This is a genomic window from Shewanella sp. ENK2, from assembly GCF_043568515.1.
GTDB lineage: Bacteria > Pseudomonadota > Gammaproteobacteria > Enterobacterales > Shewanellaceae > Shewanella > Shewanella japonica.
In genome coordinates this window covers 4,640,098-4,655,087 of the sequence record NZ_CP171406.1, presented here as the reverse complement: position 1 = coordinate 4,655,087, position 14,990 = coordinate 4,640,098, and the positions used below count along the sequence as shown (strand labels likewise).

14 protein-coding genes and 1 pseudogene are annotated in these 14,990 nt (G+C 39.3%); 4 read left to right on the top strand and 11 right to left on the bottom strand.

What is annotated here, in order from left to right:
• Window positions 1-3 precede the first annotated feature (3 nt).
• The 3 genes from ACGEDC_RS20310 to ACGEDC_RS20300 form a co-directional block, all read right to left on the bottom strand.
• The gene (locus ACGEDC_RS20310; RefSeq protein WP_394495412.1) at window positions 4-603 is read right to left on the bottom strand and encodes a cytochrome P460 family protein; all 600 of its coding nucleotides are present in this window, start codon (window positions 601-603) and stop codon (window positions 4-6) included.
• Window positions 604-686: 83 nt separating this feature from the next.
• Window positions 687-1,259, bottom strand: a complete 573-nt coding sequence (locus ACGEDC_RS20305; protein WP_394495410.1) for a hypothetical protein — start codon at window positions 1,257-1,259, stop codon at window positions 687-689.
• On the bottom strand, window positions 1,250-2,227 hold the full coding sequence (locus ACGEDC_RS20300) for a cytochrome-c peroxidase (RefSeq protein WP_394495408.1): 978 nt from the start codon (window positions 2,225-2,227) through the stop codon (window positions 1,250-1,252). The genes ACGEDC_RS20305 and ACGEDC_RS20300 overlap by 10 nt, the downstream gene beginning before the upstream one ends.
• 25 nt (window positions 2,228-2,252) lie before the next feature.
• On the opposite strand from ACGEDC_RS20300, the gene ACGEDC_RS20295 reads away from it, so the two are divergent.
• Window positions 2,253-2,390, top strand: coding sequence for a hypothetical protein (locus ACGEDC_RS20295; protein ID WP_156669076.1), 138 nt, complete (start codon window positions 2,253-2,255; stop codon window positions 2,388-2,390).
• Between the two features lie 435 nt (window positions 2,391-2,825).
• On the opposite strand, the pseudogene ACGEDC_RS20290 reads toward ACGEDC_RS20295, so the two are convergent.
• A pseudogene (locus tag ACGEDC_RS20290) lies at window positions 2,826-3,985 on the bottom strand (multidrug effflux MFS transporter).
• A 299-nt stretch (window positions 3,986-4,284) separates the two neighbouring features.
• Here ACGEDC_RS20290 and ACGEDC_RS20285 point away from each other — a divergent pair.
• The 3 genes from ACGEDC_RS20285 (at window position 4,285) to ACGEDC_RS20275 (ending at window position 7,567) form a co-directional block, all read left to right on the top strand.
• A complete protein-coding gene (locus ACGEDC_RS20285) occupies window positions 4,285-6,183 on the top strand; it encodes a choice-of-anchor I family protein (RefSeq protein ID WP_394495405.1) in 1,899 nt (632 codons plus the stop codon).
• A 255-nt stretch (window positions 6,184-6,438) separates the two neighbouring features.
• Window positions 6,439-7,077 carry a GNAT family N-acetyltransferase gene (locus tag ACGEDC_RS20280; RefSeq protein ID WP_080915900.1) on the top strand — a complete coding sequence of 213 codons (639 nt, stop codon included), beginning with the start codon at window positions 6,439-6,441 and terminating at the stop codon, window positions 7,075-7,077.
• Between the two features lie 85 nt (window positions 7,078-7,162).
• Window positions 7,163-7,567 (top strand): hypothetical protein, encoded by a 405-nt coding sequence (locus ACGEDC_RS20275; RefSeq protein ID WP_055023265.1) that lies wholly within the window; start codon window positions 7,163-7,165, stop codon window positions 7,565-7,567.
• A gap of 82 nt (window positions 7,568-7,649) precedes the next feature.
• On the opposite strand, the gene ACGEDC_RS20270 is transcribed toward ACGEDC_RS20275, so the two are convergent.
• From ACGEDC_RS20270 to ACGEDC_RS20240, 7 genes are all read right to left on the bottom strand, one after another.
• Window positions 7,650-8,420, bottom strand: coding sequence for a substrate-binding periplasmic protein (locus tag ACGEDC_RS20270; RefSeq protein ID WP_394495402.1), 771 nt, complete (start codon window positions 8,418-8,420; stop codon window positions 7,650-7,652).
• A 260-nt stretch (window positions 8,421-8,680) separates the two neighbouring features.
• Window positions 8,681-9,001 carry a YdbL family protein gene (locus tag ACGEDC_RS20265; RefSeq protein ID WP_055023263.1) on the bottom strand — a complete coding sequence of 107 codons (321 nt, stop codon included), beginning with the start codon at window positions 8,999-9,001 and terminating at the stop codon, window positions 8,681-8,683.
• An 18-nt stretch (window positions 9,002-9,019) separates the two neighbouring features.
• Window positions 9,020-9,193: a YnbE family lipoprotein gene (locus tag ACGEDC_RS20260; RefSeq protein ID WP_225442272.1), complete on the bottom strand. Its 174-nt coding sequence runs from the start codon at window positions 9,191-9,193 to the stop codon at window positions 9,020-9,022.
• A gap of 36 nt (window positions 9,194-9,229) precedes the next feature.
• Complete coding sequence (locus tag ACGEDC_RS20255) at window positions 9,230-12,322, bottom strand: YdbH domain-containing protein (protein WP_394495400.1); 3,093 nt, start codon at window positions 12,320-12,322, stop codon at window positions 9,230-9,232.
• Window positions 12,323-12,599: 277 nt separating this feature from the next.
• Window positions 12,600-13,445 carry a D-hexose-6-phosphate mutarotase gene (locus ACGEDC_RS20250; RefSeq protein WP_394495398.1) on the bottom strand — a complete coding sequence of 282 codons (846 nt, stop codon included), beginning with the start codon at window positions 13,443-13,445 and terminating at the stop codon, window positions 12,600-12,602.
• Between the two features lie 182 nt (window positions 13,446-13,627).
• The gene (locus ACGEDC_RS20245) at window positions 13,628-14,239 is read right to left on the bottom strand and encodes a DUF938 domain-containing protein (RefSeq protein WP_394498432.1); all 612 of its coding nucleotides are present in this window, start codon (window positions 14,237-14,239) and stop codon (window positions 13,628-13,630) included.
• The gene (locus ACGEDC_RS20240) at window positions 14,236-14,898 is read right to left on the bottom strand and encodes a response regulator (RefSeq protein WP_394495396.1); all 663 of its coding nucleotides are present in this window, start codon (window positions 14,896-14,898) and stop codon (window positions 14,236-14,238) included. Before ACGEDC_RS20240 ends, ACGEDC_RS20245 begins: the two co-directional genes overlap by 4 nt.
• Between the last annotated feature and the right edge of the window lie 92 nt (window positions 14,899-14,990).

Sequence of the window (14,990 nt, the reverse complement as noted above, 5' to 3'; positions counted from 1 at the left end):
GGGTTAGTTTGTGCCACTGTAAAAATTTGAAAATATAAAGTCTCTATCTGCAACGTTTTGGTGACAACCAGCACATTGTTGCTTCACCGTTTTATCTTTACGGCTTCCCTTGATCATTTGTTGCCCATTGACTGAAAATTGTATGTACTCCCAGTTTCCCCCTTCAGCGTCGTATCCTTGGGGGTGCTTAACCATCACTGTTATGGATTTGGGATCCGCAGGTTTGCCATTAAGCATTTGATAATTTTCTTTAATAAAAATGGTGCCAACTGGATAAGTGAAATACTCAGGCTGGTTATCTTCATCTTCTGGGTCGTCAAACCAGGCACTGAATTCTAGAAAGTTATTGCGATAAGCACGTTCTCCATGATTAGTGTAAATCACTACGAACTGTTCCCAATGCAAACCTGAGTGTTCAAAACCTGTCAGTCTCCGCCATTGCTGTTGATAATTTTCTGAATCAGGAATGAGTTGGTGATCGAAGTTAAATATATCGACTTGATAAGCTTGAGTGTTGGCTATTTCAGTTTGTGAAGCGAGCCGAGTCGAAGCGGTAAGCGCCAACAATATTAGGGAAACCTTTATAAATTGATATGATTTCATGGTGGCCTACTTTTGATTAATGGTAAGAAGACCACGGACTTTACCTTTTTTGGTAATCTCAGCTGTCCAGATAGAACCTGATGTTAACTCGACGGTAAGTAAGTCATATTTGGGAATACTAAAGACGACTTTTTTGAGTCTGCTGGCACATTTTTGATGCTAAAGGTATATTCTTGTGTCCCTTTTTGAAATTCAAGAATTTGATGAAAGGGCGTATCTATTGCTGCTAGGTAAGTTCTCATTTTAGGGTGAATTTTACAGCCAACTCTTACGATACTGTTTTTATCCCAATCGACTTTTATTTTCTTTTCTCCTCCAGGCGACATTAATCCAACATCAAATTTTGCGGATTGACTTGTGTCATTGGCAAATACGTTGTGTTCAACATCATCTGAATTTTTAAAGGTCACTAGGTTACCCGCATTAACAACAGCCATTTTGCTAGTGAATTGTTTATCAACTTGATCGATAACCGGCGCATATTGGTCTGATTGGCTTGATGGCACATACACAATTCCAACCATTGGCGGCTTTTTTATAAATGATATTGTGCCAGTAATTTCAGTCGCGAAAGCGGCTGGCAATGCAAGCATATTGGCGAGTAGAATAGTTAGCAAGTATTTCGTCTTTGCCGTTTTTGAAGGGTTCATTTCCATATGTTTTCTCCCTTATGCATCTCATTGGGTGATATCTGAGCCTGTGTCATGCTTGGCGGACGCCCTATAAGAACTGGATCTGTTAAGGCTGATAAAAAAGCAATTAAGTCACGAATTTCTGATTGAGACAGGTTTAATGGTTCCATTAGCTTGTCTTTATTTGGACCAGAGCCGCCGCCATCATTATAAAAAGTCATTACGGACTCTAAATCAGGCAACGATCCATCATGCATATATGGCGCGGTTAAGGTGATATTGCGAAGAGTCGGTGTTTTAAATCGGTATGCCAGAGAGTTATCTTTAATGACATTGGCTCTGCCTTTGTCCTCAAATGCAATACCTAAACTATGAAAACTGTCGTCGGTAAAATTTGCACCGTCATGACACTCAATACATTTCGCTTTTCCTTCAAATAAAGCTAATCCGTTTTTTGCTTGAGGACTTAGTGCGTTTTCTGCTCCCGCGAGGTATTCATCAAATGGAGAGTTGTTGGTAATGATGTCGCGCATAAACGCCGCTAAAGCTTGGCTAATTAAATGAGGAGTGATGTCAGTTTGCTGGTAAACCTGTTTAAATTTTGATTGATAGAATTGGCTCTTAGCGATTCTTTTTAATAAAACTTTCTCTGATAAATTCATTTCTGAAGGGTTATAAATTGGCATAAGCACTTGATGTTCAAGTGATGATGCTCGTCCATCCCAAAATAGGCTGCTTGACCAAGCTAAATTGTATAAGGGAGGGGTGTGTCGCGTTAATGGTTTGCCGTCATGACCTGCACTTAATTTTAATCCGTCACCAAATCCGTTATCAGGGTTATGGCAAGTTGCACATGAAATGGTGTGGTTTCCCGATAACTGTGGGTCAAAGAAAAGGTACTTGCCAAGCATGATCTCTTCAGCACTTGGAGGCATATCGACTGGGTATTCAATATCATCAATATCTGGTGTTGATAAAGGCTCAGCGATCACGCTAACACTCGTCAGCATGGACAGTGTGATTAAACAAATTGTTGAAGCTGACAAACGTCTTTCAAGCTTATCAGTTAATAGCCGTTTTAGTACCGAATGTATGATGGTTATTACTCCGTTAATGTCATCATGGGCTGACGTGCTTACTTTGTGTCATCCTTAAATGTTATTAGCAGCTCTGCGCTAGCGTTAGCACTTCAATGTCACTATGAAATGACTGTCATTTTGACAAAAGCGTGATCCATTCTATGGTGTGCAATTCACTGCCGTTTCTTGTTCATTCATTAACATATCAATAGTCAGTCTAGTAGAGTTCTGTGAATTAGCTAAAGATATGATAGTTTTTTTACTTCAAGACAAATCTCGATATTTGAGTGCGTTAGGCTCGATTAGAATGACGGGTACATGGCAGGTGACAGGCAAATGACGGGGTAAAACATGATGGCTTTGTAAGGCTAATTACGGAAATGACTTCCTCTACAGTTCCAATGAAAGTAGAGGAAGTTAATTGAAGCGTATGATTGTTTAGCGAGTCTCAGTATGAGCTAACGTTTTATTCTAGGTCGTTAGCTTATTAACTGTCGTTTTCGCAAGTCGTTTATGGGTTATAAGGTTGCGTGCGTTGATATAGCAAACAGGCCATGACCATCACCACTGAAATCAGCATCAATGCAGAGAATGGAACAGCGGTGCCAGTATAAAATAACGCAAGTAAAGGACCAGCTAAAGAGCCAAACCCAAAACGTAATGTTCCAATAACCGCAGTGGCGGTACCCGTTTCTTTTTTAAACTTCATCAATACAATGGCATCAGCATTGACAGACATGATACCTAAACAGCCCATTAAAGGGATCAGCATTGCAACAGTGTAGTGATAACTTAAATCGACAATATTGACGATTAATAATCCTGTGGCAGCTAAAGAGCCAAAAACTGTTGCCACAAATAACATACGGCTTGAACCGTATCGAGTTACGATTCTAGAATTGATTATATTTGCCAGCATGAGTGCACCGACGTTGGTACTAAATAAAACAGCAAATAAGGTTTTATCGAGTCCGAATACTTCCATATAAATAAATGGTGAAGCAGTTAAATAACAAAAAAACGCAAATGAGGTTAATACACCACACGTGATGTTTACTTTGACGCCTTGGCGAGTTAATACGGTTTTATAGGCAGCAAAGAAAGATTGCTTACTTCGTGTATCAGCCGCTTTATCACTGGGCATTTTTAGCTTGAACAAGACAATCAGTAGCAAGGCAATTGCATAGCAACTTTGACTGAGAAAATTAACGGCCATTCACCCAGCTCCAGTATCAAGCTACCTAAAGAGGGAGCTAATAATGGTGCGAGCATCATGATTAAGCTGACGTATGACATCCCTTTAGCGGTGTTATCACCATATACCTCTTTGATATAACCCGGAACCACCACTGTGGCAGCTGCGCCAATAAATGCTTGCACAAAACGCAATGCTAAAAACACTTCGATTGAGCTACATATTGAAATAAAGAAACTGATTACGGTAAATCCGCTGAGACCAAAAATGACTAGCGGTCTGCGGCCAAAACGATCTGCAAGCGGGCCGAATGTAAGCATACCTAATGCATAGCCAGCAAGATAGATACTCAATGACTGCTGCACAGTGGTTACGTGCGTTGAGTACGTTTGAGCGATATTCGACATGGCAGGTAGATACATGTCGATAGCGAGTGGCGTAATGGCCACAATGGCAGCAAGCATTGGAATTAGCATTGCTAAATTCGGCACATTTGGCGGAGTTGTATTGTGATGCGTGTTTAAAGACTGGCTCACTCTAACCTCAGTTTATTGAAAGAATAGGGAAATATGAAGTAGATGAAGAATTAAGTGTTTAAATTTTATCATGAGAACTTGCTAATAGAGCGAAATAATTTTTATGAACTTGTATCAATTTATTTACTGGTTAATCCCAGTTTTTTGTCACAATACCTTAACAGTCTCGTCGTTTGATTGTCATTGAGTTTGCGTAGCTTACTTGAAATTTTTATAACAAGTACGCAACAGGAACAAACATGAAAACAGCAGTTTTACCTTTAGTCGCAATGATGTCTGTAATGACTTTATCAGGGTGTGATGGCGATGATGGCAGTAATGGACAGGACGGCAGTAATGGAATCAATGGTCAAAGTTCATTGTTACTTGCAAGTGAGCTACTGACTGGACATGCACAATGTCCTTTTGGCGGACAACAAATTGAGACTGGCTTGGATGTCAACGGTAATGGGATACTGGACATTGACGAAATTGATTCTTCACAAACCCAAATCATGTGTCAGGAGCAACAAGGTGCCTTATCAGCAGAATTAGTTGGACGTTATCAGTCTGGTATTTTTGGACAAAGTGCTGCTGAAATTGTTGATTACCATACACAAAGTAGACTAGTTTTTGTGGTTAATGCGCATAGCGGTCAGGTTGATGCGTTAGATATTTCAGTGCTATATACAGAAGGTGATAACACTGTAATGACAGCTAATGATATAGCAGCGACTAATTTAGATAATCTAACTAAGGTGTTTAGCATAGATGTGGCAACCGATGCCGAAATAACAGGCTTAGGTAATGTAAATAGCATCAGTATATATGACGACTTGTTAGCTGTTGCAGTTGAAAGGGCCGATGAGTTGGGAAATGCGACTCAAGGTAATGGCGTTATAGCGTTTTATCGATTATCAGCAGCAGGTGAAGCCAGTTATATTAAAGCGGTTACCGTTGGTGCTTTGCCAGACAACCTTGTATTTAGTCATGACGGCGCTCTTGTCATCGTAGCGAACGAAGGTGAGCCCAATAGTGATTATAGTGTTGATCCACAAGGTTCAGTTGCCGTGATTACAATTGCTGATAATAGTCCTGCTGATAGTGCGACAATCATTGATTTTAACGACTTTGATGCTGGTGGTACGCGCCATGATGAAATGAGCGAAATGATTAAGTTAAATGGTCCAGGCGCTTCGGTATCACAAGATCTTGAGCCTGAATATATTGCTGTTTCATTAGATAATAAATATGCCTATGTTAGCTTGCAGGAAAATAATGCCATTGCGGTGATTAATTTGACTGATAATACTGTTGAGCAGATTAATGCCCTAGGCCTTAAGCATTATGGTGATGTAGGAAATGAAATTGATGCAAGTGATAAAGATGATGCTATTAACATTCAAACTTATGAAGGTGTTTATGGTATGTATCAACCAGATACGATCGCTTCTTATCAATGGAATGAACAAACATTTGTGGTCAGTGCTAATGAAGGAGATGCCCGTGATTATGATGGCTTTTCTGAAGAGGCACGAGCGGAAGATTTACTCTTAGATGCTAATCATCCTCAAGTCGCTGCAGCTCAAGATAAAACGCAATTGGGCCGACTAAAGGTGACAACGACAATGGGGGATGATGATGGCGATGGAGATATGGATAGAATCGTTTCTTATGGTGCTCGTTCATTTTCTATTTGGACTCATGATGGTCAATTAGTCTTTGATAGTGGTAGTCAATTTGAGCGTATTACCGCTGCAATTTTAGCTGACAACTTCAATAATCATAATGAAGAAAGTAAAGGTGACAGTCGAAGCGATGATAAAGGACCTGAGCCAGAAGCATTAGCTATTGGTCAAATTGCAGGTAAACAATATGCATTTATCGGCCTTGAGCGTACGTCTGGTTTTATGATTTACGATATCAGTAACCCTTTTGATGTTCGATTTGTCGATTATGTTGTTAATCGTGATTTTGATATTGAATTTGAAATAGACGGCAGCGACATTTCTGGTCAACCAGAATTAGCAGGCGATCTTGGCCCAGAAGGAATGAAATTTGTTAGCCCAGAAAACAGTCCAAATGGTTTGCCATTATTGATAGTTGGCAATGAAGTGAGCGGAACGACGAGTGTTTATCAACTATCTTTTGCGCAATAAGTATCTAAAAGCATTGATATTAAAGTCGTTAACGACTATGCCGTAATTGAGGCGTCCATTAGGTTACTCAAAGGCCAGTATTGATTTATTGGCCTTTTTACGTTTCAACTTAGTAAATCTTGTCCTTTTAGGTCGCTAACACACTAATCGAAAACAATAATTATGTTTCTCTACTGATAAAGATGATTTTTTCTGATTAAGATCATGTATTCTGTCATTGTGTGACTAAGTTAACTATTTGGTAAGGGAGTAAGAATGGCAAACATAGACAGTCATAGTGTGCTAACCGGCGACCATGTCATTTTAGAACCGCTAAGTATCGATCATGTTGCTGCTCTTAGTTTAGCAAGTGCAGATGGCAACCTTTGGGAGTTATGGTTTACCTCGGTTCCACACCCAGACGAAATGAAAGCTTATGTAGAGAAAGCGCTACAACAAGAAAAACAAGGTGAGTCATTAGCGTTTGTGGTCAGGGATAAAACTTCAGGTGAAATTATTGGCTGTACTCGAATTTGTCATTGGGATCAGCCTAATCGTCGTCTAGAGATTGGCTACACTTGGTATGCTAAACGTGCCCAACGAACGTCAGCCAATACCGAAACCAAGTTATTGTTATTGGATTATGCTTTTAATACGTTAGATGTCATGGCAGTAGAGTTTAGAACACACTGGCATAACCAAGCATCAAGACAAGCCATTATGCGCTTAGGTGCTAAACAAGACGGTGTGCTGAGAAACCATAAAATTCTTAAAGATGGCACAGTAAGAGATACGGTTGTGTATTCCATTATTGATACTGAGTGGACAACGGTTCAAAAGCATTTAAAGCACCGTTTAGATTATTATCGTCAGCAATATGCTAATGCGATGCTTAATACAGAAATAAACTACTAACTAAAACAAGTCATTAAATATCGTTAGCCTTGTGAATCTAACGTAATGATTGTCTTGTAGAAATAAAATATGTAAAGGAAATTTCATGGGCAAAAAAGGATATATGTTATCTGCCGCTGTGTTGATGACAGCAAGTTTTCAGGCAAGTGCGCAAGATAAGGCTGAAGCGGCGTTTAGTAATGAGTTAGTTCAATGTGCAGCTTATTATGAAATTGCCTCTGGGGTGATCATGGGAATGGATGCGCCGCAGATGCAAGCTGTGGGTTCTCGATTAAAAACCTCAGGTGAAGAAGCTGAAAAATTAGCTGGTCAATATATGGCTGCAGATGCTGTGACTACCGCAGTTGCTGAAGCCAAAGAGCAACAGATTGCAAGTTTAGGTGGCTCAAGTGGTTTAGGCCCTTTAATGGGAAAATATAAAGAGCTATGTAAAAAAGTCGTCTTAGACCCGCAATCACGCCTAGAATATTGGGCTATGGTTACTATGTAATATCAAATATAAAGTCGAACGAAATACGTTTGGTTTTTTTAATCATTAACCCCATTAATTGAACAATTAATGGGGTTATTTTTTATCTAGGTTTTATCGCTAAATCATATTTTTTTGCTATTCGATTGAGCCGACCAGATTCCTGCAAATCTGATAACCATTTTTGCAATTTCGCTTTAGAAATTACAGCTTTGGGGTTTAACAAAATACTATGAGAATATGTTTGATCTAATTTCTCTGAAATTAGCAGGTTATCTCTGATTTTTGGATACATTTTAATGTAATGCTGCAGGTAAGATAAGGTGACAGGGGCAATGTCAGCTCTGCCTTTTAATACGCTTTCAATCGATGCTCGGTTAGTATGAACAAATTGAATATCAAAATCGCTCATTAGATCTTGTTCATTGTTATTCCACTGGGCAAACTGATAATGATAACCGCTGACTAAACTGAGTGATTTATTTCCAAAACTATCAAAGTACTGCTGATCTTTCACCCCATCTCTAAGTGTTATAAACACTTCGCCATCAACAATGTCTAGAGGAATAAATTCGGCAATGAAGCTTTTCCAGCCCCAAATAGGACTTTCAAAAAACATCATATCAAACCGTCTTATATCATAGGCTTGGTAGCGATTCTCAATACTTGTATTAACAAATTGAAACTCAACTTCAGTTTGTAGTTGATTAAAGGCAGCAATGAGATCAATAGTAAAACCTTGAAATAAGCCGTCTTCGGATACATCAACATAAGGAGCAAACAAATAGCCCCCGACGTTTACTACAGGTTTTGCTTGCAGTGGGGTTGCCACGAAAAGACAAATTGTAATTATTATAGTGAGTGTCTTATTCATATAATTTTAGCGGTTGGATGTGTGGTTATTTGGCACCAGACAAAAAATTGACATGTTACAAATGTAACACTTTTGAACTAGAAAAATACCATTAAAAAATGTATGGTTTAAGCTTTACTTTGTAAAATACCAGAGAGGAAATGACAGGTTGCGCTTATGGTGGGGTTAAGGGCTAGCAAGAACGTTAATTAAAGACTAAATAAGTCTATTGCTGAAATCTTTGCTTGATCAGTAACCAAGCAAAGATGAGTTAACTGGCATTATTTTTGTTGCCACTTACCAGAAACCGTTTGAATATAATGATCCTTTTTTGCAGCAGCAATGGCTTTTTTTGCTGCGAGCATGGCTACATCATCAGTCGATAACTTATTCTTTTTAGCTATTTTTTGGTAGTGTAGTTTCCGTTTTGCATTGACATCATTCATGACTTTTTTGGCTTGCTCATTGTTGACGACTAACCCTAAGTATCCGTTAGTTTGTTCGCCAAGTAAGCCCTGACTCTTAGCCTGCTGTAAGGTCAATGCAAGTGCAGAACTTGAAAACAATAGTCCGGTTAGTAAAGCAATTAATTGAACTTTCATTGGTATTGCTCCCTATAACTAAAATAATTCGTCATCTTCGAGCAATACATCGAGCTCTTTATCTATTTTGATAATAATTTCGTGCTCGATTTTCACGTTTAGATTAATTTCGATGGGTTTATCTGGTGGCGCTATTTTTACCGTAGGCGAGCATGCCACAGCAGCTAAGCAACAGAAACTGATAAAAATAATATTAACAACGTAAGGTGTTTTCACTGAGTGGTCCTTTTACTTCACGGAACGTTCGATGTCATTTTGCAGTTGATTGCCAATCTGGGTACTTTTATACAGTTGAAATAAATTCTCTTCATGAGAATAGTTCAAATGTATTGGCCTTTCAATGTCTTGGCTTTTACCTTTTACTTGCACTTTCAAACTCGCATCACCGTTATTTTTCATATCGAATGTACTGCTTAGTTGGCTATATTCGAGATGTTCTAGTGCTTGCACCACAAAATCAAGGTGGGGTTGTGAAGCTCTTATTTGTTCAAGTGCTGGGTTATTAGATACTTGAATTAACCCGCCAGGTTTTCTCGCGGCAAGATGACCGCCCGCTATGGTGACTTTGCCATCCACTAACGTAGCGGGAAGTACACCATCAAAAATCCCATTTGCATAAACACCGACTTGGGGCTGCGCTGCTAATAAGTCTTCTAGACTGATCCCATTAAGGACAAAGTAGCCCTCTGAGATATCGTGTAACCTTAAATAAAACTCAGGAATTAGAAACTCACCATCAAGTAAGTCGCCGCTGGCAGTTAAATTGACGTCAGTATCACTAAGGCCGCTGATTTCTTGTAACCAATTTTTGGCAGGTAGTTGTTCGTTTTTACCTAAGGATAAATTGGCTGATAAGTTAATGTTGTCTAGGTTTATCCCTGCGTATGCCTCGGGAATATCTATTTGTGCTTGTTGGCATAGCAATCGACTTTGGCTGAATGTTTCGGGTCGTTCAGGTGTGCTATGTGCTTGTTGCCAATTAAACTGGCAATTAGCCTGAGCTGTCGCATCATACATCACATTTTCGTGGTATTTTGCGTCGATATTGGTCAGCTGTTGCTCGAACTTCATTTCAAAAAGTGATACACCTTGGGCCTCGATTAATGCAAAGCCAGCGTTTAATTTACTGCGGCCATCTATTTTCATGTTATCAGGCAGCATCTGGGTATGTTCAAATGTCGAAAGAATATCAGCTAGTTCAGTGTCAAATGACCATTGTCCGGCGAGTGAGGCTGGCTGGTGCTTCTGGGGCAAATTTAATAAGTGATAGCTTGATAGTGAAAGGGCGTCAAGTTGCCATTGTTCAGTTCCCGTTAGTAACTGTTGTTTTAATGATAGTGTTTGATCTAAATTTATTTGATCGAATCTTAATGCCTTATACCGGCGTGTTCTCGACTTACTCGGGATAAGCTTATCAAGCTTAATATTATTCAGTTGCCAGCTAAGAGTTGACTGATTGGTTTGGGATAAGGCTTGCGATAGTAGGTCAATGCTAGGCGTGGTTTCGTTCAATGTTAATTCAATGTTTTGTTTAGCTTCAATTCGAAACTTGCCTAATTGAGCCTCATAACTTGGCTTATTAAATGCTAAGGGTGTTGGCTGAGTAAATGAAAAGGAATCGAAGCCTAATGCAAAACCATTTACGTTAAACTTAATTACTGAACGCAATGGCTCAGGTGAGTTCGAGGGATTAAGGTTAGATGGCTGCAAAGCAGCATTAGAAGATGTTAAAGAAGGCGTTTGAGATACTGCAAGACTTGACGGCTCTGTTAGCTGCCAATATACATTTTCTGTATTTAGGTTTTTATAATTAATGGTGGCATCGAGTTTATCTGAATATATTGACGCGCTATTAATAACCATCTCGGCAGTATTATTTGTTGCCTTGATTGAAATTTCCGTTGTTAGTTCACTATTTTCGAAACTGATCTCATGGGGGATAAAATCCATAGCGGTTAGGTTGATGTGTTGTTTCTGCTTAAGGTGGCTTAATACTTCTGCGTCAAAGCTGATATCTGAATTATCTTTTACGATATGATTATTTCTTAGAGTGATATCAGCTGACAAAACAGGATGAGAAATGTCAATAGCGGCATCATAATTCGCTGTAATAGTTGCTTGGTCATCCAATCTTGTTTGTATAGTCAGAGGTTTGGTAAGAGCAAGTTGCCAAAGAATAGGGTGCTCAAGCTGTTTTATTAATTCATGTTTCTCTGTTGGCAACACTATTGAAGGCTGCAGTAGTTGGATCAATTGTTCCAACTGGCGTTTGTCTGTACTTTGTTGCCAGCTTATTGGGGCAAGTTTAACGTTTAGGTTTGGCGTAACCGTATCTTCTTCAGGCTTGTAGTTTATTTCTAGCTGAATTGGCGATACAGGATTAAAAGCAACGTTTTTAACTGCTGATGAGCTGATAGTTAACTCATTAATTATTTGCTTGCTTTGGATTGCCCCAGTGATTAAATCTATTGAAGTTGTACTATTCCAAAGCCCTTTAATTGTCAGCATATGCGTGCTTATGGCACTTTGTAATGAGTCTAATGTTGATAAAAAAGAGGATTGTTCTAAATAAGAACTGGCTCGCTCCTTATCCTGTAAACTGTCTTTCTGAGTATGTAAGGCATATTCGTTTAGGGTGAGGCTCAGCTGTTCCAACCCTTCACGGAGTGAGTTAAGTTCTGTGTAGTGAGTAAGCTGCCATTGAGTGGAATTGAGTGTTAGAGACAGGTTTGCAACAGCCTGTTGCATGAGTAAAAATTCACCGCTTAACGTTTTACGTATAGAAGGACTTGGTTGTGCTTGACTGAGTTTAGGTGTCAGCAAATTAAGGTGCTTAGCTTGAATAATTGCACGATCATTATTTTGAAATGGTAAATAGATATTTATTGCTGCTAATTTTATTTCGGGAATGTGCGATAAACTTAATCCTATACTCCCAGCGTTATCTGTTTGCTGTTGGGGCTGAAAAAAACTATCTCCCAAGTTAACATCAATTTTATTCACACTGAAATCACTAATATCTTCTAGTGATAACTTCATATTTTTTAAGACATTATACCCATTATCGAGTTGGATTTTAACTTCATGAAGGGCGATTTCACTATCTTGATAACGAACTAATATGAAAGGAAAATGCCATTGATTAGCACTATCAATACTAACCTTGGCATCCAAAACTCTTACACTGTATGGCTCTGCTAACGAGTTCACGATATTCAGTGCAATCGTCCGAAAATTTTGTTGGATGAACACAGCAAATATTGTGGCCAATGTGAGACACACAATGAGAAGTCGTTTAACAGTGAAAATTCGAACTGTCATGTCAAAGTTCTGTCTTAAGGTATTGATTTATGAAGTGCGGTAAAGAATAGCATAGCTAAAAATTGATGGCTGTAGTTAGTCATATACATCAGCAACATAAAAAGGCTAATCTGATTTTTCGTGTCTTGTCTATTTGACAGTGTTGTCTTTTGTGAGAAGAAAACATGGCCAATCACAGCGCATAAATCTATGTTGGCCAAGTATTAGCGACTAATAAAGCTTGGTTTTAGCTTTAAGCAAAAATCTAAACGTAGCTTCGTGAAGACTGATAGTAATGTTAAACCCAGCGGATATGAGTTGTTAATGTATGGCTTGCTCCCGGTGCTAGCCTAACTTGGTCTTCAAGTACGTTAGCCGCTTCATGGCACACCATAGTGAGGTAATCTTCATCGTTAAAGCGAGATAATCGCTGAGACTTGTCAATCCATGGGTTCCATAGCACTGCAGACTGGCTGTTCTCTCTTGCTACTTCAATTGTCCCTTCTGGTGTGTGTAAATGTTGAACAGGGGCTAAATCGGTATAGACACGATCGGTTTCACGAGTAAAGTTAACTTCATCGCCTTCTTGCGGGTAAGGGCCTTTTGCAAATTCGATGTATTTAGCCCCAGTAAAACCAGTAGCTTTAAGCTGATGAATATCACCGATAGGAAAATAAGTGTGTAATGCTTGAGTTAGATTGACATCGTAGTCACAGTTATTTTTGTTAACAATGCTGACTGAAAGGGTTTCAGCTAAGGTAAATAATACGCTAACTTCCGTATCATGAGGCCAGTATTGTTTATTGTCTTCTGTGATAGCCAAGGTAAAAACTAAATCGACAACTTGATTACGCATTTTTACAGAGGCGAGTGACCAAAGACTGGTTCTAGCAAAGCCATGTTGTGGGAATCCGGGGATGTCACTTGCGCCAAACCAAGGCCAGCAAACAGGGATCCCGCCGCGTATGCCATTACCAGGTTGATAATCATCAGCGTCAGATACCCAAAGAAGAGGTGCTTTGTCTTTTGGCTTGAAGAAATCAATTTGTGCGCCTTGAAGAAAAATGCTGGCTTGGCACAAATCGGTATTTATTTCGACATAATCTAAACCGTTAGGGTGTTTTTTAGTGGTAACCGAACCCATAATGCGCTGTCCTTGTATTGGTGAGAATCATTTAATTTCAAAATCCTAATGGTTAGCTTACAAAGTTTTTACGATAAAAAAAGCATTTCACTAATTGTTTTTACGGATTAAGTTTTTAGCGTTTAACTTAACTCTAATATCCATTTCAACTGAGTTTGTAACTCAATTACTTGGTTTTGAATTTACCGGCTGAAATGCAGTAAGCGATTATTTGCGGGCATAGCGAAGTCATGTTGAAGCTGAAACCCTTGTTCAGTGGCCAGGGTTTCAATCCATTCTATATCGCGAATACAACTCTCAGGATTATTTTCTTTTAACCATTGATCGAATGACTCATTACTTTCACTGGTGTAGCGGCCTTTATAATTAAAAGGGCCATAGATAATCAGCGCTGCATCTTGTGAGATATGCTTCCCAATTTGGTTAAAAAAGGCGTTAACCATAGCTTTGCTCATAATATGTAATGTATTGGCCGTAAAGACTGCATCAATCTCACTCTCATTCAGCGCCTGAGGCCACGATTGCATGACATCTAGAGCGATTGCAGGTATTAGATTAACTGACCCTTCGAGCGTAATACGGCGATTTAAATCAGTCAGGTAGTTAGGTTGATCGCTCGCTCGCCATTGTAAGTGTGGTAATTGAGAAGAAAAGAATACGCAATGTTGCCCAGTGCCACTGCCAATTTCTAAAACCTGTTGGCGAGTGGCTAAAATCTGTTGTAACTCTTTAATGATTGCATGCTTGTTGTTCTCACAGGCTTGTGAAAACGGTAATTGAGAGAGTGAGGTTATGATAGATCTACCTTTTCCATTTCTAATTGTTGAAGTGCTATTACCGCTTGAGTGCGATTTCTGACACCGAGTTTACGGAAAATGGCCGTAGCATGGGCTTTAATCGTGGCTTCAGATACACCAAAGTCATAGGCAATTTGTTTATTAAGTAAACCTTCAGCAAACATTTGTAATACGCGGTATTGCTGCGGCGTTAAATCAGATAACTTGCTTGCCATTTGGCTAGTCGGATCGTCATCAACTTCAAGGATTTCCGTGCCTTCAGGTAGCCAAATATCACCAAATAACACAGCATCTAATGCTTCTTTTAGTGTATCCATAGATGCAGATTTGGGAATAAACCCTGAGCTACCATAATGAATAGCACGGCTGATTGTTTGCACGTCTTCATGGGCTGAAATGACGACAACTGGGATGTCAGGGTAATGACCTCGAAGATGGATAAGGGTCGAGTAGCCATGTGAGCCAGGCATCTGCAAATCGAGTAAGATTAAGTCTAGATCTGCTGCTTTGTCATCAAGCACTTGCTGTAAGGCATCGGCACTGTCAGCTTCAAACCAATTAGTACCTTGAAAAGCATTATTTAATGCTTGTCGTAAGGCATTACGAAATAAGGGATGGTCATCGGCGATAATAATATTTAAGTTTTGAAGCTTCATGGCTTTTTAGTTGTCTTGGTTGCACGTGAAGGTAATTTTAATGTAACAGATAATTGGGCAATCGATCCACGATAAAGTGAAACAGTATATCG

Coding starts and splice junctions, on each gene's coding strand:
- ACGEDC_RS20310 (WP_394495412.1), bottom strand. CDS start 603: ATGAAATCATATCAATTTATAAAGGTTTCCCTAATATTGTTGGCGCTT.
- ACGEDC_RS20305 (WP_394495410.1), bottom strand. CDS start 1,259: ATGGAAATGAACCCTTCAAAAACGGCAAAGACGAAATACTTGCTAACT.
- ACGEDC_RS20285 (WP_394495405.1), top strand. CDS start 4,285: ATGAAAACAGCAGTTTTACCTTTAGTCGCAATGATGTCTGTAATGACT.
- ACGEDC_RS20280 (WP_080915900.1), top strand. CDS start 6,439: ATGGCAAACATAGACAGTCATAGTGTGCTAACCGGCGACCATGTCATT.
- ACGEDC_RS20275 (WP_055023265.1), top strand. CDS start 7,163: ATGGGCAAAAAAGGATATATGTTATCTGCCGCTGTGTTGATGACAGCA.
- ACGEDC_RS20270 (WP_394495402.1), bottom strand. CDS start 8,420: ATGAATAAGACACTCACTATAATAATTACAATTTGTCTTTTCGTGGCA.
- ACGEDC_RS20265 (WP_055023263.1), bottom strand. CDS start 9,001: ATGAAAGTTCAATTAATTGCTTTACTAACCGGACTATTGTTTTCAAGT.
- ACGEDC_RS20255 (WP_394495400.1), bottom strand. CDS start 12,322: ATGACAGTTCGAATTTTCACTGTTAAACGACTTCTCATTGTGTGTCTC.
- ACGEDC_RS20250 (WP_394495398.1), bottom strand. CDS start 13,445: ATGGGTTCGGTTACCACTAAAAAACACCCTAACGGTTTAGATTATGTC.
- ACGEDC_RS20240 (WP_394495396.1), bottom strand. CDS start 14,898: ATGAAGCTTCAAAACTTAAATATTATTATCGCCGATGACCATCCCTTA.